This is a genomic window from Aeromonas sp. S13(2024), assembly GCF_041402405.1.
Taxonomy (GTDB): domain Bacteria; phylum Pseudomonadota; class Gammaproteobacteria; order Enterobacterales; family Aeromonadaceae; genus Aeromonas; species Aeromonas veronii.
Genome location: NZ_JBGLRA010000013.1, coordinates 71,428 through 93,963 on the forward strand (window position 1 = coordinate 71,428; position 22,536 = coordinate 93,963).

Sequence of the window (22,536 nt, forward strand, 5' to 3'; positions counted from 1 at the left end):
TTCGTTATTGTTAATTTTGGTGGGCAGTATAATCGGTTATCAGTGGCAGGCAATAAGTGACATCACAAATATATCTAATGAGTTGCTGCTCGATAGACATAAAAAAACCGGAGCCTGTTCAGGCTCCGGTTTTCAATGAGAGTGACGGGGATCAGTCACGGACGTAGATGACTTCAACGCCATCATCTTCGTCGTCATCCCAATCGTCATCATCAAGCCCTTCATCGAAGGCAAGAGAGGCAGCCAGTGCTTCCGCTTCAGCCTTGGCCAACTGGTTCTTGTGGTAGTCGTCCCACTTGAACTCCACCTTCTCGATGGCGTCTTTGGCATCTTCCGCCAGCTGACGGGGCATGGTATCCAGTAGATCCAGAATGTCGTAGCAGACCTTCTTGGTGCCTTCCTTGCTGATGGCAGTAATGGCATAGACCGGACCTTCGTGGTTCAGGGCCGCCTTGACGCGATCCATCACCTCCTGGGCTTCTTCTTCCAGGATCAGGTCCATCTTGTTAAACACCAACCAGCGCGGCTTGCCAGCCAGTTCCGGGCTGTACTTCTCCAGTTCCTTGACGATGGTCACGGCATTTTCAGCAGGATCGGAACCATCAACCGGGCAGATATCCACCAGGTGGATCAGCACGCGGCAACGCTCGAGGTGTTTCAGGAAGCGGATACCCAGGCCTGCGCCTTCGGCAGCGCCTTCGATCAGACCCGGGATATCGGCGATCACGAAGGAGCGGGAGTTCTCGCCACGCACCACACCCAGGTTCGGTACCAGGGTAGTGAAGGGGTAATCAGCTACTTTCGGGCGAGCCGCAGACACGGCGCGAATAAAGGTAGACTTGCCTGCGTTGGGCAGACCCAGCATGCCGACATCGGCCAGCAGCAGCAGCTCCAGCTTCAGGGTACGCACTTCACCCGGAGTACCGTTACTCTTCTGGCGGGGAGCACGGTTGACGGAGCTCTTGAAGCGGGTGTTCCCCAGACCGTGGAAACCACCTTTGGCAACCAGCAGCTTCTGCTCGTGGTGGGTCAGATCCCCCAGCAGTTCACCGGTATCTTCATCGGTCGCTCGGGTACCGACCGGCACACGCAGGATCTTGTCCTTGCCGCGGCGACCGGTACAGTTGGCGCTCTGGCCATTCTCACCGCGCTCGGCAGCATGGAAGCGCTCGAAACGGTAGTCGATCAGGGTATTGAGGTTCTCGTCGGCGATCAGATATACGTCGCCACCGTCACCGCCGTCACCGCCGTCCGGACCACCGTTGGGAATATATTTTTCACGGCGAAAGCTTACACAACCGTTACCACCGTCACCGGCATCGACTCGAATCTGGACTTCATCAACAAACTTCATAGGTAACCGTCACCTTAATTCGAAAAACCGATACGCAATTATAGTGGTACAGACCCCTGCGGGCGATACGCATCTTGCCAATCATGCCCGTCAGAGCCAAAGTCAGCTGCGTTCCGTTTTTTCGTCAACGACATCAGAAAGACGTCAGAAAAACAAAAGCCCCGCCTGTTGGCGGGGCTTCGGATCCTTGCGGTCCGTAATTACTCAGCAACGATGCTAACGTACTTACGATTCAGCGGACCTTTAACTTCGAACAGGATTTTACCAGTCGCGGTAGCGAACAGGGTGTGATCCTTGCCCAGACCAACGTTGGTACCAGCGTGGAACTTGGTACCACGTTGACGAACGATGATGCTGCCAGCCAGAACTGTTTCGCCGCCGAAACGCTTCACGCCCAGGCGTTTAGCTTCAGAATCGCGACCGTTGCGGGATGAACCGCCAGCTTTTTTGTGTGCCATTTATCGGACTCCTCTAATTAAGCGCTGATGCCAGTGATTTTGACTTCAGTGAACCACTGACGGTGGCCCGCTTGCTTACGATGGTGCTTACGACGACGGAACTTGACGATAGTCACTTTCTCGCCACGGCCGTGAGCCACAACTTCAGCTACAACCTTGCCACCTTCAACGAAAGGAGCACCTACTTTAAAAGTGTCGCCTGCAGCAACCATCAGAACTTCGTTGAAGTCGATGGTAGCGCCAGTCTCAACGTTCAGCTTTTCCAGACGAACGATTTGACCTTCGGCCACACGGTGTTGTTTTCCGCCGCTTTGGAATACCGCGTACATTTGATTAACTCCGTAAAGGCATGTCTTTTGCTCAAGGCTAGACATGCGCAAAAACCTATAACAATGGGCGGGCATTCTACGCAAATCGATCTGCTCAGGCAAGGCCAATTTAGCAAAAAGTTTATTTTGTGCGCATATCTGCCGCCGTGGATAAACGCCTAACTGTAACCCATTGTGAAATCGTGTAGAATCCCTGCCATTACTAAAATCGCAGTTATTGCTGCTGTCACGTTACGAGACTTATGGACCAACAGACTATCCGTGCGCTCTGTGCCGCCGACATGACGGCGGTCAATGAACTGATCCTGGCCCGACTCCAGTCCGACGTTAGTCTGATTAATCAGCTGGGTTTCTACATTGTCAGCGCCGGCGGGAAACGGATGCGCCCCATGCTGACCGTGATGGCTGCGCGTGCGCTGGGCTATGAGGGTGAGGATCACCTGAAACTGGCCGCCATCATCGAATTCATTCACACCTCTACCCTGCTGCATGACGACGTGGTCGACGAATCCGACCTGCGCCGTGGCAGGGAGACCGCCAACGCCATGTTTGGCAATGCCGCCAGCGTGCTGGTCGGTGACTACCTCTATAGCCGCTCCTTCCAGATGATGGCCGAACTCTCCAACCTGCGGGTGATGGAGATCCTCTCGGATGCCACCAACACCATCGCCGAAGGGGAAGTGTTGCAGCTGATGAACTGCAACGACCCGGATACCACCGAAGAGAGCTACATGACGGTCATCTACTGCAAGACCGCCAAGCTGTTCGAGGCCGCCACTCGCCTTGCCGCCGTGCTGACCCATCAGCCCGAGCCCGTCGAACAGGCCATGACCGATTACGGCAAGTATCTGGGCACCGCGTTCCAGATCATCGATGACGTGATGGACTACTGCTCCCAGAGCGAAGAGATGGGCAAGAACGTCGGCGACGATCTGGCCGAAGGCAAACCGACCCTGCCGCTGCTGCGCGCCATGGAAGTGGGTACGCCGGAAGAGCGCCAGCTGGTGCGCGATGCCATCGAGCACCGCAACGGTATGGAGCATCTTGAGCAGATCCTCGGCATTCTCGACCGTACTGGCGCGCTGGAGTACTCCCGCATGCGTGCCAGGGAAGAGGCCGACAAGGCCATTGCCGCCCTCGCTATCCTGCCTGACACCCCGCACAAACAGGCGCTGGAAACACTGGCGCACATGGCCGTGCAGCGCAGTGCCTGAGTAAACGACATGGATGAAAAAAGAGGCCTTCGGCCTCTTTTTTATTGTCTGCTATCTGCTGGACAGTGTATTGCGCCAGACTCAGCGACTCAGCATCCAGAGGATCACGCTACCTGCCACCACTAGCGAGCCGCCGATACGGCGCAACTGCTCCGCTGGCTGATCGCTAAGCAGCCGCAACATCTGCTGCCATGCCCTGGGCATCAACAACGGGCCTAGCCCCTCGAACAACAGCAGCAATCCCAACCCCATCAGCATGGATGTCAGCATCCGACCTCCTTCAATGCAACCAGCCCCCTGGGTCGACGGCTGGCATTGGCACCAAAAACAAAAAGGGTCTGACAATGCAGACCCTTTGAATGTGACCTCGTGGCGATTACTGCTTGGTGCCGTGAGGAGACTTGAGGTAACGGAAGAACTCGCTGTCCGGCTTCAACACCATCAGGTCGTTGCCACCGGCAAAGCTCTTGCGATAGGCCTCCATGCTACGCACGAAGCTGAAAAACTCGGGGTCTTTCTTGTAGCTGTCGGCATAGATCTTGGCGGCTTCCGCATCCCCTTCACCGCGCAGCTGGCGAGCGTTACTCTCGGCGTCAGCGATCATGACGGTTACCTTGCGGTCGATATCGGCACGCAGGATTTCAGCCTTCTCGCGACCCTGAGAGCGGTGCTCACGGGCGACTGCGGTACGCTCGGCGCGCATCCGCTGGTAGATGGAGTTGGAGACTTCCACCGGCAGGTTGATCTGCTTGATCCGCACATCCACCACCTTGATACCGAGCTCGGAGGAGCGCGCCATCTTCTTCAGGGCATCTTCCATCACGGTACTGCGCTCACCGGAGACGATGTCCTTGATGGTGCGGTTACCGATCTCGGAACGCAGACCGTTATTGATCTTGCGTTTGAGCAGATCTTCAGCCTGCAGCTTGTTGCCACCACCGGTTGCCAGATAGTACTTGGAGAAGTCCTCGATCTTCCACTTCACGTAGGAGTCGATGATCAGGTCTTTCTTCTCGGAGGTGACAAAACGGTCGGCCTGGCTGTCAATGGTCTGGATGCGGGCATCCATCTTGCGAACCTGGTCGATGAGCGGCACCTTGAAATGCAGGCCCGGCTCATAGAGGCGGGGTTCACCGGAGTCAACCCGCTTCACCTTGCCAAACTGCACCACAATCCCCTTCTGACCTTCATCAACGATAAAGACAGAGGAGAAGCAGACCATGGCCGCGACAGCGATTGCACCAATAGCTAGCTTTTTCATCTATCAGTTTCTCCCTGAGCTGAAGCGGTCACCGCTACGCAGCGGCATTGTCGGGGTAGAGTTGGCACCCTCGTTGGAAACGGGGACCTGCTCTGTGACCGGGGCGACAGTGGCACGATCAGACTGGGCAGCCTTCGGCTTGCCGGACAGCTTGTCGAGCGGCAGGTAGATCATGCTGTTGTTGCCAGCCGGCATGTCGACCACCACCTTGTTGGCCTGCTGATAGAGCTCTTCCATCGTTTCCAGATAGATACGCTCACGGGTCAGCTCGGGGGCAGCCAGATACTGGGGCAGCAGCTCGTTGAAGCGAGCAACTTCACCCTGGGCTTTCAACACGATCTGGGACTTGTAAGCTTCCGCTTCCTGCTCCAGACGCTTCACCTGACCACGGGCCTTGGGCTCCACTTCACGGGCATAGGCTTCTGCTTCACGAATGAAGCGCTGTTCATCTTCCTGAGCGGAGATGGCATCATCAAAGGCGTCTTTCACCTCTTCCGGCGGACGCGCCGGCAGGAAGTTGACGTCGACGATCTGCAGACCCATCTGGTAAGGCTCGATGATGCCATCGATCACCTGCCAGGTCTCCTGACGCACCTTCTCACGACCGGTAGTCAGGACGTCATCCATCCGGGTATGACCAACTACATAGCGCAGGGCGCTATCGGTGGCCTGACCCAGACTCTCGTCGGCATTGGTCACGCTGAACAGATACTGCTCGGGATTGACCACACGGTACTGCACGTCCATCTCGACCCGTACCACGTTCTCATCCTGAGTCAGCATGAAACCGGAGGCAGGCAGGGAGCGCACGGACTCGACGTCCACCGGGATCACCTGATCGATAAAGGTCGGCTTCCAGCGCAGGCCCGGCTCGACAATATGGGAAAACTTGCCAAACCGCAGCACGGCACCACGCTCCGCTTCGCGAATGGTGTAGAAGCCGCTGACGACCCACACCACCACAGCGACAACCAGCGCGATGGAGATACCAAAGCGACCTACATCGCCACCAGATTTGCCGCCACCAAACAAGCCACCGAAACGGCGACTCACTTTGCGCAGCATTTCATCCAGATCAGGGGGTCCCTGATTCTTGCCGTTATTCCCCCAAGGGTCACGGTCTTTGCCGTTGTTACCAGGCTCATTCCAAGCCATCAGCGTCTCCATTAATACATGCGGATGGATATCATCTCTATCGGGCCGTCATACGTCGCGAAGCCCCTAAGGGTTCATCTTCATCAACGAATCAATGCCTGATAAAGCGTTGTAAACTCTCACCTTCCTGTTTCACGAGGCGGTTCCAGTCGGCCACTTGCAAGCGGACTTCCAGCACGAAATCACCCTCCTCGCTAAAACCTTCCTGCTCAATCCCTTTCAGCTGATAGAGCGCACTGCGCAATCTCGCGGCAGAAGGAGGCAACTGCAGGGTATGATGCACCATGGAGCCAGCCAGCAATTCGGTCAGCGCCGTAAACAGATGCTCACAACCTTCACCAGTCTGGGCCGACAACCAGACGCGCAACGGGCGCCCCTCGTCATCTCGCTCCAGACCTGCCGGACGATCCGCCAGCTTGTCGATCTTGTTGCAGATCATCAGCTGGGGCCTGTCATCGGCTTCGATCTCGGCCAACACCTGCTGCACGGAGTCGATATTCTCCTGCATCTGCTCATCGGCACAGTCCACCACATGCAGCAGCAGATCCGCTTCACGGGTCTCCTGCAGGGTCGCCTTGAAGGCCGCGACCAGATCATGGGGCAAGTGTCGAATAAATCCAACTGTATCAGCCAAAATCACATCACCCACATCCCGGATCACCAGTTTACGCAGGGTGGGATCCAGAGTTGCGAACAATTGGTCGGCAGCATACACGCTGGCAGCTGTAAGTTGGTTGAACAAAGTGGACTTTCCGGCGTTGGTATAACCAACCAGTGACACCGTCGGCACTTCGTTGCGGTTGCGGGCACGACGTCCCTGCTCCCGCTGCTTGGCCACCTTGTCGAGCCGACGCAAAATCGCCTTGATGCGTTCCCGCAGCAGACGTCGGTCAGTTTCAAGCTGGGTTTCACCCGGGCCACGCAGACCGATCCCGCCCTTTTGACGCTCAAGGTGGGTCCAGCCTCGCACCAGACGAGTGGAAAGATGGCGCAACTGGGCCAGTTCGACCTGCAGTTTACCTTCGTGGGTACGGGCGCGCTGGGCAAAGATATCGAGGATCAGGCCGGTTCGGTCCACCACCCGGCACTGGAACAGACGCTCCAGGTTGCGCTCCTGGGCAGGGGTCAGGGCATGGTTGAAGATGACGACGTCGGCATCCAGCATCTGGACTTGGGACGCGATCTCTTCAGCCTTGCCACTGCCGACAAAAAATTTGGCACTGGGCGCACTGCGACTGGTGGTAATTACCCCCAGCGCATTGACTCCGGCCGAGCTCACCAACATCTTGAGCTCTTCCAGATCCTCCCGCTCACCCTCATCACTGAAGTTGACATGCACCAGAACGGCCTGTTCGCCAGCTGCATAACGGTCAAACAAGCGCTTGCTCCTTAACAGGAATCATGATGAATCTGAGTTGGCGAGTCGACTCGCCCAGGGATATCACGCCTCGGCATCACCCTGTTCATCAGCCGCGCCACCCGGAGTGGGCTGGTGATGATTGACGGCACGGGCCGGTACGACAGTCGAGATGGCGTGCTTGTAAACCATCTGGCTCACGGTGTTTTTCAGCAGGATAACAAACTGGTCAAAAGACTCGATCTGACCTTGCAGTTTGATGCCGTTCACCAAATAGATAGAAACAGGAATCCGCTCACGGCGCAGCGCATTCAAAAACGGGTCTTGGAGAGATTGCCCCTTAGCCATTTTTCTTTTCCTTATAGTTTGTTGTTTTTAAACACCGAATATCAATATAACAACCTGATTATACAGGGAGTGTCAAGCCGCACCAGCGCGAGCAAGCACGCGGTCGAGATTGCCAGACTCACCAGATTCCAACCAGGTCACATCGGGCCAGCCGCGCAACCAGGTCATCTGTCGTTTTGCCAATTGGCGTGTGGCAACAATGCCACGATAACGCATCTCATCATACCCCACTTCACCGCACAGGTAGTCCCACATTTGGCGATAACCCACACAGCGAATGGAGGGGAGATCCGGGTGCAGATCGCCGCGCGCCATCAGCGCACGAACCTCCTGTTCAAAGCCGCCTTGCAGCATCTTGTCAAAGCGTTGTTCGATCCGCTGATGCAGCACGGCGCGATCGCTCGGGGCGATGGCAAACTGCTGCACCCGATAGGGCAAGCCCTCCCCCTGCACCTGCGTCAGCTCGGTAAGGGTCTTGCCGCTGATGCGGTAGACCTCCAGCGCCCGGGAGAGTCGTTGCGGGTCATTGGGGTGGATCCGCGCACCGGCCACCGGGTCGATGCGCACCAGCTCATCGTGCAGCGCCTGCCAACCGAGGCGGGCAGCCTCTTCCTCAATCCCGGCACGAATGGCGGGATCGGCAGAGGGCAGCGGGGACAATCCCTCCAGCAGCGCCTTGAAATAGAGCATTGTGCCGCCCACCAGCAGCGGAATGCGGCCGCGGCCGGCGATCTCTTTCATCTCCCGCAGGGCATCCTTGCAAAAATCGGCTGCCGAATAACTCACAGCGGGATCAAGAATATCGATCAGCCGGTGCGGGGCACGTGCCAGTTCATCGGCGGTCGGCTTGGCCGTACCTATATCCATGCCGCGATAGATCAGCGCAGAATCGACGCTGATGATGTCGCAAGGCAATGCCTGGCACAGTTCAATGGCGAGATCCGTCTTGCCGGAGGCCGTCGGCCCCATCAGAAAAATTGCGGTCGGCAAGTCACTCGCCATGTTCAAACTCCTCCAGCACGGTCGCCAGCGAAAGAGGGCGCACCATGCGAATGTCTGCCAGTTGGTCACTGAAATCGGTCACAAGTTCCGTCAGCAGACGACTGGCAGTTGAAAAATCGTATATCTTCTCGCGGCTTATCCCCTGCTCCACCAGCCATTGGCATAATACTTCAGCCTGCTGACCAGCATCACTGTCAGATCCGCCCTCGATAATTTGCAGCAATTCGGGTAACAGACGAACCAGATCGGTCTGGCGCAGCAGAGCCGGCACCCGAGTCAGGATCATGGTGTCACGCCCCCCGCTTTTCAACTCCAGCCCCATCCGTTTCAGCAAACGCTCCTGCTCGGTCACCAGCGCGATCAAATTCTTCGGCAATTTGAAGGAGACCGGCAGCAACAGTGGCTGGGCCGCCAGCCCCTGACCCCAGGTCTCCAGCAGCCAGTGGCGCAGCAGCACCCGCTCGGCGCGTACCAGCGAGAGCAGCGCCAGCTGATTATCCCGCTCGATCAACAGGTAAGCCTGCTCCACCAGTGTCAGGGCGCGACATCCCCCCTGTTTGGGTGACGGCACTGGCTCAGTGGGCTGCGCAGGAGCAGCCTCAGTTGCGATAGGCAGCGTAGTGAGCAGAGCGCCCATGCCGCGCATCGCCTCCCGGCTTGGGGGCTCGGACGGTTGATAATTGCTGGCTCGGCCAGCCCCACCGCCTCCCTCCCGCACCTGTGCAGGTGCCCGGTAGCTGTGCTCGGCACCGTACCACTCCGGGCGTGGCGCCTGACCGGGATATTCGATCTGCGGACTAACCGGCAGCTCGACCAGGGTTTCGGCCAGCGGCGCGTCCTGATGAGCTGCGCTGACTCCTTCGCGGCGCAGCGCAGTAAACAGCGCCTGAAAGATAAAGTCGTGGATCAGTCGCGCCTGATGGAAGCGCACCTCATGCTTGGCCGGGTGTACGTTGACATCCACCTGACGGGGATCCAGCTCGATATAGAGCACATAGGCGGCGAAGCGGTCGGGAGGCAACAACTCGTCATAGGCCTGACGAATGGCGTGATTGATGAGCTTGTCGCGCATCATCCGGCCGTTGACATAGGTGTATTGCAGGTCGTTCTGCGGTCTTGCCCCCTCCGGAGTCGCCAACCAGCCCCACAACCGCACGTCGCTATGCTCGCTCTCCACCGCCAGCGCATGGTGCATGAAGGGGGTGCCGCAAACGGCGGCGAGGCGACGCTCCTGCTCCGGCACGGTATTGGCGGCCTTGTACTGGCGCACCACCTTGCCATTGTGGCGCAGGATCAGGGTGGCATCGAAGCGGGAGAGCGCGATGCGGCGCACCAGCTCGTCGATATGGGCAAACTCGGTCTTTTCGCTGCGCATGAACTTGCGCCGCGCGGGGGTATTGAAGAAGAGATCCACCACCTCCACCGTGGTGCCCACCGGATGGGCCGCCGGCTTGATGGTGACGCTCATCTCCCGCCCTTCCGCCTGGGCTTGCCAGGCTTCGGACTGATCTGCAGTACGGGAGGTGAAGGTGAGACGGGAGACCGAGCTGATTGAGGCGAGCGCCTCGCCACGAAAACCGAGGCTGTTGATCCCTTCCAGATCGTCCAGCGTGGCCACCTTGGAGGTCGCATGACGCGACAGCGCCAGCACCAGCTCATCTTTGGCGACGCCACAACCGTTGTCACGGATGCGGATCAGCTTGGCTCCCCCCTTGTCGATGTCGATCTCGACCCGGTCGGCCCCCGCATCCAGGCTGTTCTCCACCAGCTCTTTCACCACAGAAGAGGGCCGCTCCACCACCTCTCCGGCTGCAATCTGGTTGGCCAGAATGGGTGGCAAAATACGGATCGGCATCATTTACTCCTGAATTTCTATCTTGCGGATGGTCAGTCTCTTAAGGCTCCAGGAGGGCCGATCCACCACCTCTCCACCAACCGGAATCTGGTTGGCAAGGATAGGGGGCAATATACGGATCGGCATCACTTGCTCCTGAATTTCAATCTTGCGGATGGTATTCGCTAACAGCGGGAGCGGCATCGCCCGCTCCCGCGCGTCAGTTTTGCGGAATGTAGAGCACCTGCCCTACCTGAATATTCCGCGACTTGAGCTTGTTGATCTCTACCAGCCGAGCCTGACTCACCCCATGTTTCTCGGCAAGGCGGGAGAGACTCTCGCCCCGCTTGACCACATGGCGGATCATCTGCGACTTGTCATCACTGCGAACGGGGGCGGCACTGCGGCTCTGCCCTTGCTGGGGAATATAAATTGTTTGACCAATCTGTATATCCCGGCTGCGCAGCTGGTTGATCTCCACCAGAGTGGACTGACTCACCCCATGCTTCTCGGCAAGGCGAGAGAGGCTCTCGCCCCGTTTGACCACATGGCGGAGCATCCGCGATTTGTCATAGTCGCCCACACTGCTGACCGGTGCACCGCTCTCTTGCGCTGCCGCCGAGTAAGGCTTGATCACCCCGGCACCAGAGCCGCTCCCCGTGCCGCTGTCGCGGGCAGTAGCGGGCATCTTGTTGGTCACTACCGGCTGCGACTGTGCCTGCCTGGGCTGGCTCACCGACTGCCGGGCTACCGGTGCAGGGCGAGTAGCGGCAGGTTGGCTCACCTGCCCTTTGCCAGTCAGCATGGCCCCCTTGGTCGGGTGGGCGCGGTAGTAGTTGCGGATCCCCTCGAAGATGGCGCGGGCCAGCTGGTCCTGATAGCTGGCGGTAGCCAGCAGCTTCTCCTCCGCATGGTTGGAGATAAAACCGGTCTCCACCAGCACCGAGGGAATATCCGGCGCCTTCAGCACCGCCAGACTGGCGTGCTCCGGCGCCTTCTTGTGCAGTCGGGCGACCTTGCCCATGGAGCGCAGGATCTGGCGGCTGACGTCATATCCTTCGGCACGGGACTTGTCCATGGAGAGGTCGAGGAAGGTCTGCGCCAGATAGGGGTTGGGATCAGATTCCGCCAACACCTTGCCGACACCGCCCAGCAGCTCGCCCTGCTTCTCCTGCTTCTCCAGCCAACTGCCCATCTCGCGGTTGGCACGGTTGGTCGAGAGGACCCAGACCGAGGCGCCGCGCGGAGTGGAGTTGTGGAAGCTGTCCGCATGGACCGACACCAGCAGATCCGCCTTAGCCTTGCGGGCAATCTCGGAACGCTTGTTGAGGTCGACGAAATAGTCGCCACGACGGGTCATCACGGCGCGCATCCCCGGCTCGCGGTCGATCAGTGCAGCCAGCTTCTGGGAGACCGCCAGCGTCACCCGCTTCTCGTAGGTACGGCGCGGGCCGATGGAGCCCGGGTCTTCCCCGCCGTGGCCCGGGTCGATAGCAATCACCACCCCTTTGCCCTTGCCACCAACAGGCGTGGATTGCACCGCAGCCGCCGAGCGCTTCTCTTCATAAGGGAGGTCGATGACCAGACGGTGGCCATAGGGCCCGGCTGGCGCCAGCGGAAAGACCACCGGCTTGATGGCGGAGCTGAGATCCATCACCAGCCGCAGACCGCCCTTCTCCAGCGGTGTACTCTGGCGGATCTTGCGCACCAGTTCGCTGTTGTTCTCGATCCGGGCCAGATTGGCGGCGTTGCTCGCCCCTTTCAGATCGATCACCAGCCGATCCGGGCCGGTGAGGGTGAAGTAGTTGTAATTTGGGGCGCTGCTCATATCGAGCACCACCCGGGTGTTATCCGGTGATGGCCAGATTCGTACGCTCTTGAGCTGATTCGCCCAAGAGGGTAACGCCATCAAGGAGAGAGCAATAACAAGGATCAAGCGCACGTAGATGACAACCGTTCCAGAATGGCTTCGCCAATAGCAGTGCGAGCCTCTATCAGAACCTCGCGCTGCTCGCCTACATAAGTGAGGGTAATTTCCAGGTCGGGAGCCGGTAACCAGCCCTCGCCCTTCTCGGACCACTCCACCAGACAGAGAGTGTTGGCGGCAAAATAGTCCCGAATGCCCATGAATTCCAGCTCTTCCGGATCAGCCAGGCGATAGAGATCAAAATGGTAGACCTGCCAGCCATCGAGCTCATAGGGTTCGACCAAGGTGTAAGTCGGACTTTTTACCTTGCCCTGATGGCCAAGGCCCTGCACCCAGCCGCGGGTCAGGGTGGTTTTACCGGCGCCAAGCGTACCATGCAAAAACACAGTGGTCGCCTGCTGGCAGGCCTGTGCCAGACGGCCACCCAGTGCCACGGTTGCTGCCTCGTCCGGCAGTGTCATCATCAACTGTTTTGCCATGTTCTTCTTTTTAACTTGTAATGGTGTCGGGATTAACCAGTTTGCGGATCAGGGGCAGCAAGTCTGACGCCAGCATGCCCCGCTCGCCGTCAGCGGCGGCCTGATCTGCAGCCTCACCGTGGATCACGGCGCCCAGCCAGCTTGCCATGGTGGCAGACCAGCCCTGGGCCAAAAGGGCGGCGATTATACCAGATAACAGATCGCCCATGCCGCCACTTGCCATGCCGGGATTGCCTTCACAACAGAGAGCGACCCGCTCGCCGTCATAAATAAGTGTTCCCGCCCCTTTTAACAACACCACACCGCCATAACGCCGCTGCAGCGCCTGCACGGCGGCAAACCGGTCGGTTTCAATCTCGGCAATGGTGCATCCCAGCAGGCGCGCCGCTTCGCCGGGATGGGGCGTGAGCACCCAATTATCCTGATGGCGGGGAGATTGCGCCAGCCAATTCAATCCATCGGCGTCCAAAACCAGTGGCAGCCGATCGGTGAGATTACGAGCGATTTGCGCGTTTCCCCACTCATCCTGACCGAGCCCGGGGCCGATGACCCGCACCGACGCCCACCCCTCGTCATCAACGCTGGTGAGGCTCATCAGCTCGGGTTGATAGAGGCTGACCGGCGGATGCTCCGGATGCTGACACACCCGCACCAGCCCGGCCCCCGCCCGCAGGCAGGCGCGGGCCGCCAGCACGATGGCCCCCTGCATGCCGCGATTGCCCCCCACCAGCAGCACCTTGCCATAAGAGCCCTTGTGGGAAGCGCGCGGGCGCGGGGTCAGCTGCGTGCAGAGCAGCGGATAATCGATACGCCAGGCGGCGGGCAGCATAGTGTCATCAGGCGTGACACCAAGGGGATCACAGTCGAGCTGGCCGACGCAATCCACCCCGTCGCCGGTGAGCATCCCCTGCTTGATACCGATAAAGGTGAGGGTGCGAGTGGCCTGCACCACGGCCCCCATGGCACGGCCGGTATCGCCGTTGAGGCCGGAGGGGAGATCCACCGCCAGCACGGGCACAGTCAGGCCATTGATTGTTGCGACGATCTTTGTCAGTAGTGGCGAGAGGGACGTGTTGACGCCGGTGCCAAGCAGGGCATCGACCACCAGATCCGGGGTGGAGTGCTGGTCCTTATCAAACTGCTCGGCCAGCCAGACCCGGCCACCGGCCGCCAGCCACTCATCGGCGGCCCGTCTGGCATCCCCCTTCAGTTGTTCGGGTGCTCTGGCGGCAATCACCACCACCTCGATGCCAATCTGGCGGGCAAGGCGGGCCAGCACATAGCCATCACCGCCGTTATTACCGGGGCCGACGAAGATCCACCAGCAGCGACTGTCGGGCCAATGCAGGGTGGCATAGGTGCGCAACGCAGCACCTGCTCGCTCCATCAGGGCATAGAGAGGTTGCCCCTCACGCGCGGCCCAGTTGAGCTCCAGTGCGCGGATCTGTTCAGTCTGCCACAGCCCCTGTGGTAAACTGCCCCCCTCTTTTGTGCCCAACGCGCCCCTGATGATCTCTACCATGACGGCTCCCGCCTCTTATCAATCGACCCACGCCAGCAAACGCCAGCCAGGCCAAGCCGCATGAGCGCTCCTGACTTCCACCAGCTGGCCCACGATATCAAGCTCTGGGCACGGGAGCTAGGATTTGACCAGGCGGGCATCACCGACACCGACCTGCGTATCGAAGAGCCGAGATTGCAGGCCTGGCTGGATGCGGGCTATCACGGCAGCATGGATTACATGGCGCGCCACGGCATGATGCGGGCGCGCCCCCACGAGCTGCTGCCGGGCACGGTGCGGGTGTTGTCGGTGCGGATGAACTACCTGCCGTTCGAGGCGGGCTTTGCTGCCACCCTGCGCGATCCGACCCTCGGCTATATCAGCCGCTATGCCCTCGGCCGTGACTACCACAAGGTGCTGCGCAACCGGCTCAAACAGCTGGGTGATCGCATTGAAGCGCGCTGCGCCGAGCTGTTTCAAGGCACTGAAGAGACCTTGGGTGAGTGGCGCCCCTTCGTCGACTCCGCCCCCATCCTCGAGCGGCCACTGGCAGCCAAGGCGGGCCTAGGCTGGGTTGGCAAACACTCACTGCTGCTCAACGAATCGGCCGGCTCCTTCTTCTTTCTCGGTGAGCTGTTGCTCAACCTGCCGCTGCCGCTCGACCAGCCAGTGGAGAAGGAGCAGTGCGGCAAGTGCGTCGCCTGCATCAACATCTGCCCGACCGGCGCCATTGTCGCCCCCTATGTGGTAGATGGCCGCCGCTGCATCTCCTATCTCACCATCGAGAATGACGGCCCTATTCCGGAAGAGTTCAGGCCCTTGATGGGCAACCGCATCTACGGCTGCGACGACTGCCAGCTTATCTGCCCCTGGAATCGCTACGCCGATGCCAGCCCGGAACCCGATTTTAGCCCCCGCCCCAGCCTGCACCGCCCGCCCCTGCTGGCGCTGTGGTACTGGAGCGAGAGCGATTTCCTCAAACAAACCGAGGGGAGCCCGATCCGCCGCATCGGCTATCAACGCTGGCGCCGCAATCTGGCAGTCGCCCTTGGCAATGGCCCGGCGACCCCCGAGGTGATCGCGGCTCTGCAACTGGGGCTGACCACCGCCGAGCCCATGGTGGCCGAACATATCGAATGGGCGCTGACCACCCTTGCCCGGCGTCAGGATGAAGAGAACAAGAAGACCCGTTTGCTGATCCGCTGCATCGAAAAAGGTCTGTCGGATCACGCATAAGTGATCTGCCCCTTGCCGGATTGCAGCACTTTTTTCATGCTCTGCCGACCTGCGGTGCCCATAACAGCGTGGTCACTGCAAACTGCTCGGCACACAACAAGGACAACACAGATGCATATGTTGGGAGTGGATATTGGAGGCTCAGGGATCAAGGGCTGTCTGGTCGATACCAAAACCGGCGAATTGATTGGCGAGCGCCATCGCATTGCCACACCGCAACCGGCCACCCCGGCCGCCATCGCCCATACCCTCAAGGCGCTGGTCGAACATTTCGACTGGAAAGGACCGGTGGGCTGCGGTTTTCCTGCCACCATCCACAACGGGGTTGCCAAGAGTGCCGCCAACATCGACAAGAGCTGGATCGAAACCGATGCCGAGCATCTGTTTGCCGATGTCACCGGCAAGCCCTGCTATGTGCTGAATGATGCTGACGCCGCCGGTCTGGCCGAGATGCGCTTTGGCGCCGGCAAGGATCGCAAGGGGGTCATCATCCTCATCACGGTCGGCACCGGCATCGGCACCGCCATCTTCGTCAACGGCCATCTGCTGCCCAACACCGAGCTGGGCCATCTGATGCTGGAAGGAATGGTCGCCGAGCACTACTGCTCCGATGCGGCGCGCAAACGGGAAGATCTCTCCTGGAACCGCTGGGGCAAGCGCTTCAACAAATATCTGGCGCGCCTCGAGTTTCTCTTCTCCCCCGACCTCTTCATTCTGGGGGGCGGCAGCGCAGCCAAGCTGGATAAGTTTGTCGATCGCATCGAGACCCGGGCGCCGCTTATTCCGGCGGCCAGCCTCAATCAGGCGGGCATTATCGGGGCCGCCCTCTACGCGGCCGAGCAGCAGGGCTAACCGACGCTCACTGCAAGTCAGCAGATACCAATGGAAAGGGCCCGGCACTGCTGCCGGGCCCTTTTGTTTTGCGGTCATCTTGCGTGTTTGGTGCTTATCACCCGTTACATGTCGTCGAGTCGATGCACCCCGTGCACCAGCCGAGTCAGGCGGGTCTGCTCCAGCCCGGCCAGATTCTCGAGCAAAGCGGTGGTGGCCGGTGTCGGGCACTCCCGTGCCAGATGGCTCAGCTCGCCCACCAGCTGCTCTTCCCAGCGGCATACCTGAGTGACGATATTCTGGGTCTGGACTGATGCCGGCAGCTCGAAGCGGGTAATGGCAGGCAGCATGTCCTCGCTGAAACTCTGGTTCAGCCAGGTCTCCCTGATCGCCTCTCCCAGTTGAGCGGCATATTCGTGCAGATGGGCACTGGCCGCATCCTCACGCCCTTGCAGATAGACCAGCAACATCCGGCTGCGCTCGCTGTCCACCTGACTGGTCAAACGCCCGTAACAGAGCCCGAGTTGGTGGTGAACCTGTTCAAGATAGTGCAGCAACTCTTTGATCTGTTGGAATCTCATCGCACTGCCCTCCATGCTTGTCGGCATCATCAGTATAAAAAACAAGCGCAGCCGACCCAATCCCTATCCGAGCCCCCCTTGCGCTGCATCAAGGTTGACGCCGACAAAGTGGCGATCAGGTGATCCGGTCACGAATAGGGAACGATTTGTGCAGCAATTTGTGTAACGATGGAGGAGCATTAAGCTCGACAGCAGATGTGAACAGAAACGGGCTGACACACTAATAAAACCAGCATTTACCGTGTATAAACAATCTTTAATTCGGTTATCTGCCGCAGGAACGAAACAGGATCTGGCAGAGCAACAATACCATCCTGATTGTTATCCGCCTGACAGAAATCCTTATCACTTTTTTAGACGTCTAGACGTAAAAACATGCATTGACATAGCCATCCAGACATCTTAGCATCATCCTCCATGATGACAGAGTAACCCAGTGGAACCTCTGCCCAATTTCCCCGCCTGTAGCGCCCTGTGCTTTAAGGCTGTTAGCACGGAAGAATCCATGATTAAGTTGATCGGTCTCAACAAAGTCTACGGTACAGGCAGTGACGCCGTGCACGCCCTGCGTGATGTGAGTCTGCATGTACCCCAAGGCAAAATTTTCGGGGTGATCGGTGCCTCCGGTGCCGGCAAGAGTACCCTCATTCGTTGTGTCAACCTGCTGGAGCGCCCGACAGAGGGCCAGGTGATTGTCGATGGCCAGGATCTGGTCGCCCTGAGCGAACGGGATCTGACCCAGGCTCGCCGCCAGATCGGGATGATTTTCCAGCACTTCAACCTGCTTGCCTCCCGCACCGTGTTTGCCAACATCGCCTTTCCACTGGAGCTGGCAGGCTGGAGCAAAGAGAAGATCCAGCAACGGGTTGCCGAGCTGCTGGCACTGGTCGGGCTGGAAGCCCGTGCCCAGGCCTATCCGTCCGAGCTTTCCGGCGGTCAGAAGCAGCGGGTCGCCATTGCCCGCGCACTGGCACCGGCCCCCAAGGTGCTGCTCTGCGACGAGGCCACCTCGGCCCTCGACCCGCAGACCACCCGCTCGATCCTGACCCTGCTCAAGGAGATCAACGTCAAGCTGGGGCTCACCATCCTGCTCATTACCCACGAGATGGATGTGGTGAAAGGGATCTGTGACGAAGTGGCCATCATCAGCGATGGTCGCCTGATCGAGCAGGGGGAAGTGGCCTGGTTCTTCAGCAACGCCAAGACCCAGCTGGCCCGTGACTTCATCCACTCCACCATCCACCTGGAAGTACCCCAGGAGTATCAGGATCGGATGAGCAGCGAGCGGGTGCCGGGCAGCTACCCGCTGGTGAAGCTTGGCTTTACCGGCAGCACGGTCGATACGCCGCTGATCTCCGAGGCGAGCCGCCGTTTCAATATCGATATCAGCATTCTGAGCGCCGACATCGAGTACGCCGGTGGCGTCAAATTCGGTTTCCTGCTGGCCGAGCTGTTCGGAGATGAAGCCCAGTGCGAGGCGACCCAGCAGTTCCTCATCGACAATCACATTCAGCTGGAGGTAATGGGTTATGTCCGAAGCCATGATTAATCTGCTCATCACGGCCCTGGGCGACACCCTTATCATGGTGTTTGCCTCCGCCCTGTTTGGCTGCCTGCTCGGCCTGCCGCTCGGCGTGGCGCTGCATGTGACCAAAGCCGGCCAGATCCTGGCCAACCCCTTGCTCAACCGTACTCTGGGTATGGTGGTCAACGTGGGTCGCTCGGTGCCCTTTATCATCCTGCTGGTCGCCATCATTCCGCTAACCCGGCTGATTGTCGGCACCAGTATCGGCACCATCGCTGCCATCGTGCCGCTGACTGTCGGTTGCATCCCCTTCATCGCCCGTCTGGTGGAAGGGGCCCTGATGGAAGTGCCGGACGGCCTGCTGGAAGCAGCCAAGGCGATGGGCGCCAAGCCGCTGCAAATTATCACCAAGGTGCTGCTGCCCGAGGCTCTGCCCGGCATCCTCAACAGTGTCACCATTACCCTCGTCACTCTGGTGAACTACTCGGCCATGGCCGGGGCTATCGGTGGCGGTGGTCTGGGGGATGTGGGTATTCGTTATGGTTATCAGCGCTTTGACCCGACTGTCATGCTGGTGACCGTGGTTATCCTGGTAGTACTGGTTCAACTTATCCAGAGCGCGGGTGAGCGCCTGGTCAACAAATGTGATCATCGTTAATCGTCGATTTCTGACAGGAGGTTTTATGAAATTTGGCATCAAATCCGTTGCGGCTGCCCTGCTGGCTGGTCTGGTTCTGGCCGGTTGCGGTCAAAAAGAAGAGAGCAAGGTTCTGAAAGTGGGCGCTATTGCCGGCCCGGAGACCGAACTGGTTGAAGTGGCTGCCAAGGTAGCCAAAGAGAAATACGGTCTGACAGTCGAGGTGGTCAACTTCTCCGACTACGTCACCCCGAACGTGGCGCTGAACGATGGCAGCATCGACGTCAACGCTTTCCAGCACAAACCCTATCTGGATGCGCAAGTACGTGATCGCGGCTTCAAGCTGGTGCCGGTTGGCAACACCTTCGTCTACCCGATTGCCGGTTACTCCAAGAAGATCAAGGCGCTGAGCGAGCTGCAAGATGGCGCTCAGATCGCGGTACCGAACGATCCGACCAACCTGGGTCGCTCCCTGATCCTGCTGGCCAAACAGGGCCTGATCACCCTGAAGGATGGCGCCGGTCTGGAAGCCACCGTGCTGGATATCGCCAGCAACCCGCGCAACTTCAAGATTGTCGAGCTGGAAGCAGCCCAACTGCCGCGCTCGCTGGAAGACGTGGACTTAGCCATCATCAACAACACCTTCGCCGGTCAGATTGGTCTGACCCCGACCGAGAACGGCCTGTTTGTTGAGGACAAAGAGTCCCCCTACGTCAACCTGATCGTCGCCCGCGACAACAACAAGGATGACGAGAAGGTCAAACAGTTCGTACAAGCTTTCCAGACCGATGATGTCTACAAGAAAGGTCTCGAGCTGTTCAAAGGCGGCCTGGTAAAAGGTTGGTAATTGCTCACTCGGCAAAAAAGGCCACGCAATGCGTGGCCTTTTTTATTGGCGCCGCTATCATATCCGCGAGCACGGCAACACGAACATACTCATAACATGAAAAAATGGTATCTGGCCTACTGCAAGCCAAAAGAAGAGGCCCGCGCCCGCGCCCACCTCGATGCCCAGGGTATCGAATCCTATTACCCCATGGTGGAGATTGAGAAGCTGCGCCGGGGCAAGCGAGTTCCGGTACGGGAACCCATGTTCCCCAACTATCTGTTTATCTTCGTTGATTTGGAAGAGGTGACACCGGTCACCCTGAAATCGACCCGCGGCATCAGCCGGATCATCCACTTTGGCAGTGAATGGACCCCCATCAGCAGCAAGCTGGTCTATCAGCTGATGAGTCGCGATGACAGCGATGAGGCGAGAGCCAGCTACGCTAACCTGCCCTGCTCGGGCGACAAGGTTCTGATTGAAGAGGGGCCGCTTGCCGGCTTCGAAGCCATCTATATGGAGCCGGATGGAGAGAAACGGGCGATTTTGCTGGTCAGCCTGCTCAACCGGGAGACCACCAGCAGCTTCGACAACCACACCTTCAGACGTCTGGACTAAACCCACGGGCCAGACGGCTCGGTGAATGGCAATAGCAATGGCGGGATAATCCCGCCATCTCACGCATCAAGATCAAAGCGGGCGATGACCGCCTTCAGCTTGCCGGTATCGCCCGCCAGTCTGGCTACGATCTCCTCCCCCTGCTGACTACGCTGACAAGATTGCCGACTGAGCGCGGCAATGTCGTCGACCGTCCCGGATACCTCGGCGGCCACCCGCGACTGCTGCTCGGTTGCCACCGAAATGGCCTCCAGCTGGCCCGACAGCGACTGAACCAGCTGGTTCATGGCACTCAGGGTATCGGTCACCAATCCAACAGCATCCCGCCCTTGCTCTACCAACCGGGTACCGCTGCTGACGGTACTTACCGTCTGGCGAGTCTGCTGGGAGATGGCCGCAATAGTCTGGCTGATCTCGGCGGTTGATTGATGGGTGCGGGTCGCCAGCTGGCGTACCTCATCGGCCACCACCGCAAAACCGCGCCCCTGCTCACCTGCCCGTGCCGCCTCGATCGCCGCATTGAGGGCCAGCAGGTTGGTCTGCTCCGCAATGGTGGCGATCACCTCGGTGATCTGCCCCACCTGTTCACTCTGATGCTCCAACAGCCCCATGGCCTCGTTGGCCTGCCCAATCATGGTGGCAATCTGCTGCATGGTATCGCTCATTCGTGCCAGCGCGGCCTCTCCCTGACGGGTCTGCTGCCGCACCTGATGGGCTCCATCCGCCACACCGGCAATGTTGCCAGCCACATCACGAGCACTCACTGACATCTGATCGATAGCCGCCGCCACCGCATCGACCCGCTGATCCTGCTCCGTCAGATCCGCCACTATGGCTCTGGTAGTGCTGCCCACATCGAGACAGGCCACCTCGACCTGCCCCACTGCGCCCTGCAACTCCCCGACCAGATGATGTAACTGGGCAGACATCCGGTTGATGGAACCAGTCAATTCTCCCAACTCATCCTGCCCTGTGATTGGCAAGGGCTCGGCCGCCAGCCGGCCATCCGCAACCAGCCCCGCCCGGGTCACCAGACAGGCAATGTCACGGGTCAGACGGCGACTAAAGAGCCATGCGACCACCATGCCAAGCACGATGGCGCTGCCGGTAGCCAACAGCAGTGTCTGGTTGATAGCCCTCCCGGCTCCGGTCATCTGCGCCGAAATCTGATCCACCTCGGCACGGGTTTTCCCCACCTGCTGGACCAGCTGCTCGCTGAGGCTGGACTGCATCGGCTCGATGTCGGTGGCCATCAGGTAGTTTGCCTGATCCCAATCCGGCGCCTGGCGTTTCTCGATCACCTGCCCCACCAGCTCGGAGAAGGGGGTCGCCATCTCTTCAAACAGCTGCCAGAGGCTCTGCTGGGTGTCGGTAAAGAGCGCGGCTTGCTGCTTAACCTCAGCCACCCGCTGCTGATGAAACTGGTAGTAATCCTGATATTTGCTGCGGTATTCGGGATCGCCTGAGATAAGAAAATCCCTCAGGGCAGAGAGGGCGTTGGCGAGGCTGTTGTAGGCATCTCCCACCTGTTTGAGCAGCATGCGGCGATCGCCGGAGAGTTGATCCTGCGGAGTGCCAACTTCTTCATTGGCAAAGGATTGCAGCTGATCGAGCGCAGCCTCCGCCAGCGGCCCCGCCTCCTGCAGCATCAGGGTGTGAGCGGGCAGATTCTCTTCACTCTGGGCGATGGTCCACACCTTCTCCTGATGGCTTTTGAAGGTCTCGAGAGACTTGGCGAGCGCCGGACTGAAGGCCTGATGGGCAATGGCCTGCCAGGCCGACTCCCACTCCTGCTTGAGGCGGGAAGCCTGAGCCGGATCCTTGCCGAGGATAAGATAGCCACGCAAGGCGGAAACGGTGGCAACCAGCGCCTTCTGGCTCGTTTCATCCCGCTGCAGGGCGGGCAGCGCCTGCTCCAGCAGGGTGTGTTGGGCCTGATTGATCTGGGTCAGCCGGTAATAGACCAGCGTGGAGGAGAGCAGGATCAGCAGGTTGATAAAACCGAAGCTGAGCAGCAACTTGCTTGAGATTTTCATGAACATCCTTGTTCAAACGGAGGGATC

The 22,536-nt window shown here is 59.2% G+C and carries 23 protein-coding genes; 7 read left to right on the forward strand and 16 right to left on the reverse strand.

The features are described 5' to 3' along the window. Window positions 1–151: 151 nt before the first annotated feature. From cgtA to rplU, 3 genes are all read right to left on the reverse strand, one after another. Window positions 152–1,354: an Obg family GTPase CgtA gene (cgtA, locus tag ACB042_RS16320; protein WP_005339026.1), complete on the reverse strand. Its 1,203-nt coding sequence runs from the start codon at window positions 1,352–1,354 to the stop codon at window positions 152–154. Between the two features lie 200 nt (window positions 1,355–1,554). After that, window positions 1,555–1,812, reverse strand: a complete 258-nt coding sequence (gene rpmA, locus ACB042_RS16325; RefSeq protein WP_005339028.1) for a 50S ribosomal protein L27 — start codon at window positions 1,810–1,812, stop codon at window positions 1,555–1,557. A gap of 17 nt (window positions 1,813–1,829) precedes the next feature. Beyond that, window positions 1,830–2,141 (reverse strand): 50S ribosomal protein L21, encoded by a 312-nt coding sequence (gene rplU, locus ACB042_RS16330; protein WP_005304210.1) that lies wholly within the window; start codon window positions 2,139–2,141, stop codon window positions 1,830–1,832. 242 nt (window positions 2,142–2,383) lie between these two features. Between rplU and ispB the strand changes: the two genes are divergently transcribed. Continuing rightward, window positions 2,384–3,355: an octaprenyl diphosphate synthase gene (gene ispB / locus ACB042_RS16335; protein ID WP_088870077.1), complete on the forward strand. Its 972-nt coding sequence runs from the start codon at window positions 2,384–2,386 to the stop codon at window positions 3,353–3,355. Window positions 3,356–3,436: 81 nt separating this feature from the next. On the opposite strand, the gene ACB042_RS16340 is transcribed toward ispB, so the two are convergent. From ACB042_RS16340 to ACB042_RS16390, 11 genes are all read right to left on the reverse strand, one after another. Beyond that, window positions 3,437–3,625 (reverse strand): DUF2065 family protein, encoded by a 189-nt coding sequence (locus tag ACB042_RS16340; protein ID WP_111900703.1) that lies wholly within the window; start codon window positions 3,623–3,625, stop codon window positions 3,437–3,439. A gap of 106 nt (window positions 3,626–3,731) precedes the next feature. After that, entirely contained in the window at window positions 3,732–4,616 is an 885-nt protein-coding gene (hflC, locus tag ACB042_RS16345; protein ID WP_005339038.1) for a protease modulator HflC, read from the reverse strand. A gap of 3 nt (window positions 4,617–4,619) precedes the next feature. After that, window positions 4,620–5,771: an FtsH protease activity modulator HflK gene (gene hflK, locus ACB042_RS16350; RefSeq protein ID WP_005339041.1), complete on the reverse strand. Its 1,152-nt coding sequence runs from the start codon at window positions 5,769–5,771 to the stop codon at window positions 4,620–4,622. Between the two features lie 91 nt (window positions 5,772–5,862). Next, window positions 5,863–7,149: a ribosome rescue GTPase HflX gene (gene hflX, locus ACB042_RS16355; RefSeq protein WP_129504674.1), complete on the reverse strand. Its 1,287-nt coding sequence runs from the start codon at window positions 7,147–7,149 to the stop codon at window positions 5,863–5,865. Window positions 7,150–7,212: 63 nt separating this feature from the next. Beyond that, window positions 7,213–7,476 carry an RNA chaperone Hfq gene (hfq, locus tag ACB042_RS16360; RefSeq protein WP_005339045.1) on the reverse strand — a complete coding sequence of 88 codons (264 nt, stop codon included), beginning with the start codon at window positions 7,474–7,476 and terminating at the stop codon, window positions 7,213–7,215. A gap of 72 nt (window positions 7,477–7,548) precedes the next feature. Then, window positions 7,549–8,478, reverse strand: a complete 930-nt coding sequence (miaA, locus tag ACB042_RS16365) for a tRNA (adenosine(37)-N6)-dimethylallyltransferase MiaA (RefSeq protein ID WP_164980011.1) — start codon at window positions 8,476–8,478, stop codon at window positions 7,549–7,551. Further along, window positions 8,468–10,333, reverse strand: coding sequence for a DNA mismatch repair endonuclease MutL (gene mutL, locus ACB042_RS16370; RefSeq protein ID WP_371178730.1), 1,866 nt, complete (start codon window positions 10,331–10,333; stop codon window positions 8,468–8,470). Before mutL ends, miaA begins: the two co-directional genes overlap by 11 nt. 3 nt (window positions 10,334–10,336) lie before the next feature. After that, window positions 10,337–10,516: a hypothetical protein gene (locus ACB042_RS16375; RefSeq protein WP_371178731.1), complete on the reverse strand. Its 180-nt coding sequence runs from the start codon at window positions 10,514–10,516 to the stop codon at window positions 10,337–10,339. Window positions 10,517–10,532: 16 nt separating this feature from the next. Continuing rightward, window positions 10,533–12,221 carry an N-acetylmuramoyl-L-alanine amidase gene (locus ACB042_RS16380; RefSeq protein WP_371178732.1) on the reverse strand — a complete coding sequence of 563 codons (1,689 nt, stop codon included), beginning with the start codon at window positions 12,219–12,221 and terminating at the stop codon, window positions 10,533–10,535. Between the two features lie 23 nt (window positions 12,222–12,244). Beyond that, window positions 12,245–12,718 (reverse strand): tRNA (adenosine(37)-N6)-threonylcarbamoyltransferase complex ATPase subunit type 1 TsaE, encoded by a 474-nt coding sequence (gene tsaE, locus ACB042_RS16385; RefSeq protein WP_005339056.1) that lies wholly within the window; start codon window positions 12,716–12,718, stop codon window positions 12,245–12,247. Window positions 12,719–12,728: 10 nt separating this feature from the next. Beyond that, window positions 12,729–14,240: an NAD(P)H-hydrate dehydratase gene (locus ACB042_RS16390; RefSeq protein ID WP_371178733.1), complete on the reverse strand. Its 1,512-nt coding sequence runs from the start codon at window positions 14,238–14,240 to the stop codon at window positions 12,729–12,731. Window positions 14,241–14,300: 60 nt separating this feature from the next. On the opposite strand from ACB042_RS16390, the gene queG reads away from it, so the two are divergent. After that, entirely contained in the window at window positions 14,301–15,455 is a 1,155-nt protein-coding gene (gene queG, locus ACB042_RS16395; protein ID WP_371178734.1) for a tRNA epoxyqueuosine(34) reductase QueG, read from the forward strand. 111 nt (window positions 15,456–15,566) lie between these two features. Then, entirely contained in the window at window positions 15,567–16,307 is a 741-nt protein-coding gene (gene ppgK / locus ACB042_RS16400; RefSeq protein WP_005339062.1) for a polyphosphate--glucose phosphotransferase, read from the forward strand. A gap of 104 nt (window positions 16,308–16,411) precedes the next feature. Here ppgK and ACB042_RS16405 read toward each other — a convergent pair whose 3' ends face one another. Beyond that, entirely contained in the window at window positions 16,412–16,867 is a 456-nt protein-coding gene (locus tag ACB042_RS16405) for a hypothetical protein (protein ID WP_371178735.1), read from the reverse strand. Between the two features lie 505 nt (window positions 16,868–17,372). Here ACB042_RS16405 and metN point away from each other — a divergent pair. The 4 genes from metN (at window position 17,373) to rfaH (ending at window position 20,473) form a co-directional block, all read left to right on the forward strand. Further along, complete coding sequence (gene metN / locus ACB042_RS16410; RefSeq protein ID WP_005339067.1) at window positions 17,373–18,416, forward strand: methionine ABC transporter ATP-binding protein MetN; 1,044 nt, start codon at window positions 17,373–17,375, stop codon at window positions 18,414–18,416. Further along, window positions 18,397–19,050, forward strand: coding sequence for a methionine ABC transporter permease (locus tag ACB042_RS16415; protein ID WP_005339070.1), 654 nt, complete (start codon window positions 18,397–18,399; stop codon window positions 19,048–19,050). Before metN ends, ACB042_RS16415 begins: the two co-directional genes overlap by 20 nt. Before the next feature lie 25 nt (window positions 19,051–19,075). Continuing rightward, window positions 19,076–19,876 carry a methionine ABC transporter substrate-binding lipoprotein MetQ gene (gene metQ / locus ACB042_RS16420; RefSeq protein ID WP_005339072.1) on the forward strand — a complete coding sequence of 267 codons (801 nt, stop codon included), beginning with the start codon at window positions 19,076–19,078 and terminating at the stop codon, window positions 19,874–19,876. A gap of 96 nt (window positions 19,877–19,972) precedes the next feature. After that, entirely contained in the window at window positions 19,973–20,473 is a 501-nt protein-coding gene (rfaH, locus tag ACB042_RS16425; protein WP_058057235.1) for a transcription/translation regulatory transformer protein RfaH, read from the forward strand. 59 nt (window positions 20,474–20,532) lie between these two features. Here rfaH and ACB042_RS16430 read toward each other — a convergent pair whose 3' ends face one another. After that, complete coding sequence (locus ACB042_RS16430; RefSeq protein WP_371178736.1) at window positions 20,533–22,509, reverse strand: methyl-accepting chemotaxis protein; 1,977 nt, start codon at window positions 22,507–22,509, stop codon at window positions 20,533–20,535. Window positions 22,510–22,536: the final 27 nt, after the last annotated feature.

Excerpts from the sequence above, each read along its gene's own strand:
- rplU (WP_005304210.1), bottom strand. The coding sequence starts at position 2,141 with ATGTACGCGGTATTCCAAAGCGGCGGAAAACAACACCGTGTGGCCGAA.
- metN (WP_005339067.1), top strand. The coding sequence starts at position 17,373 with ATGATTAAGTTGATCGGTCTCAACAAAGTCTACGGTACAGGCAGTGAC.
- hflK (WP_005339041.1), bottom strand. The coding sequence starts at position 5,771 with ATGGCTTGGAATGAGCCTGGTAACAACGGCAAAGACCGTGACCCTTGG.
- metQ (WP_005339072.1), top strand. The coding sequence starts at position 19,076 with ATGAAATTTGGCATCAAATCCGTTGCGGCTGCCCTGCTGGCTGGTCTG.
- rpmA (WP_005339028.1), bottom strand. The coding sequence starts at position 1,812 with ATGGCACACAAAAAAGCTGGCGGTTCATCCCGCAACGGTCGCGATTCT.
- miaA (WP_164980011.1), bottom strand. The coding sequence starts at position 8,478 with ATGGCGAGTGACTTGCCGACCGCAATTTTTCTGATGGGGCCGACGGCC.
- queG (WP_371178734.1), top strand. The coding sequence starts at position 14,301 with ATGAGCGCTCCTGACTTCCACCAGCTGGCCCACGATATCAAGCTCTGG.
- rfaH (WP_058057235.1), top strand. The coding sequence starts at position 19,973 with ATGAAAAAATGGTATCTGGCCTACTGCAAGCCAAAAGAAGAGGCCCGC.
- mutL (WP_371178730.1), bottom strand. The coding sequence starts at position 10,333 with ATGCCGATCCGTATTTTGCCACCCATTCTGGCCAACCAGATTGCAGCC.
- ACB042_RS16340 (WP_111900703.1), bottom strand. The coding sequence starts at position 3,625 with ATGCTGACATCCATGCTGATGGGGTTGGGATTGCTGCTGTTGTTCGAG.
- hfq (WP_005339045.1), bottom strand. The coding sequence starts at position 7,476 with ATGGCTAAGGGGCAATCTCTCCAAGACCCGTTTTTGAATGCGCTGCGC.
- tsaE (WP_005339056.1), bottom strand. The coding sequence starts at position 12,718 with ATGGCAAAACAGTTGATGATGACACTGCCGGACGAGGCAGCAACCGTG.
- hflC (WP_005339038.1), bottom strand. The coding sequence starts at position 4,616 with ATGAAAAAGCTAGCTATTGGTGCAATCGCTGTCGCGGCCATGGTCTGC.
- ACB042_RS16380 (WP_371178732.1), bottom strand. The coding sequence starts at position 12,221 with ATGGCGTTACCCTCTTGGGCGAATCAGCTCAAGAGCGTACGAATCTGG.
- ACB042_RS16415 (WP_005339070.1), top strand. The coding sequence starts at position 18,397 with ATGTCCGAAGCCATGATTAATCTGCTCATCACGGCCCTGGGCGACACC.
- ACB042_RS16390 (WP_371178733.1), bottom strand. The coding sequence starts at position 14,240 with ATGGTAGAGATCATCAGGGGCGCGTTGGGCACAAAAGAGGGGGGCAGT.
- cgtA (WP_005339026.1), bottom strand. The coding sequence starts at position 1,354 with ATGAAGTTTGTTGATGAAGTCCAGATTCGAGTCGATGCCGGTGACGGT.
- ACB042_RS16430 (WP_371178736.1), bottom strand. The coding sequence starts at position 22,509 with ATGAAAATCTCAAGCAAGTTGCTGCTCAGCTTCGGTTTTATCAACCTG.
- ACB042_RS16405 (WP_371178735.1), bottom strand. The coding sequence starts at position 16,867 with ATGAGATTCCAACAGATCAAAGAGTTGCTGCACTATCTTGAACAGGTT.
- ispB (WP_088870077.1), top strand. The coding sequence starts at position 2,384 with ATGGACCAACAGACTATCCGTGCGCTCTGTGCCGCCGACATGACGGCG.
- ACB042_RS16375 (WP_371178731.1), bottom strand. The coding sequence starts at position 10,516 with ATGCCGCTCCCGCTGTTAGCGAATACCATCCGCAAGATTGAAATTCAG.
- ppgK (WP_005339062.1), top strand. The coding sequence starts at position 15,567 with ATGCATATGTTGGGAGTGGATATTGGAGGCTCAGGGATCAAGGGCTGT.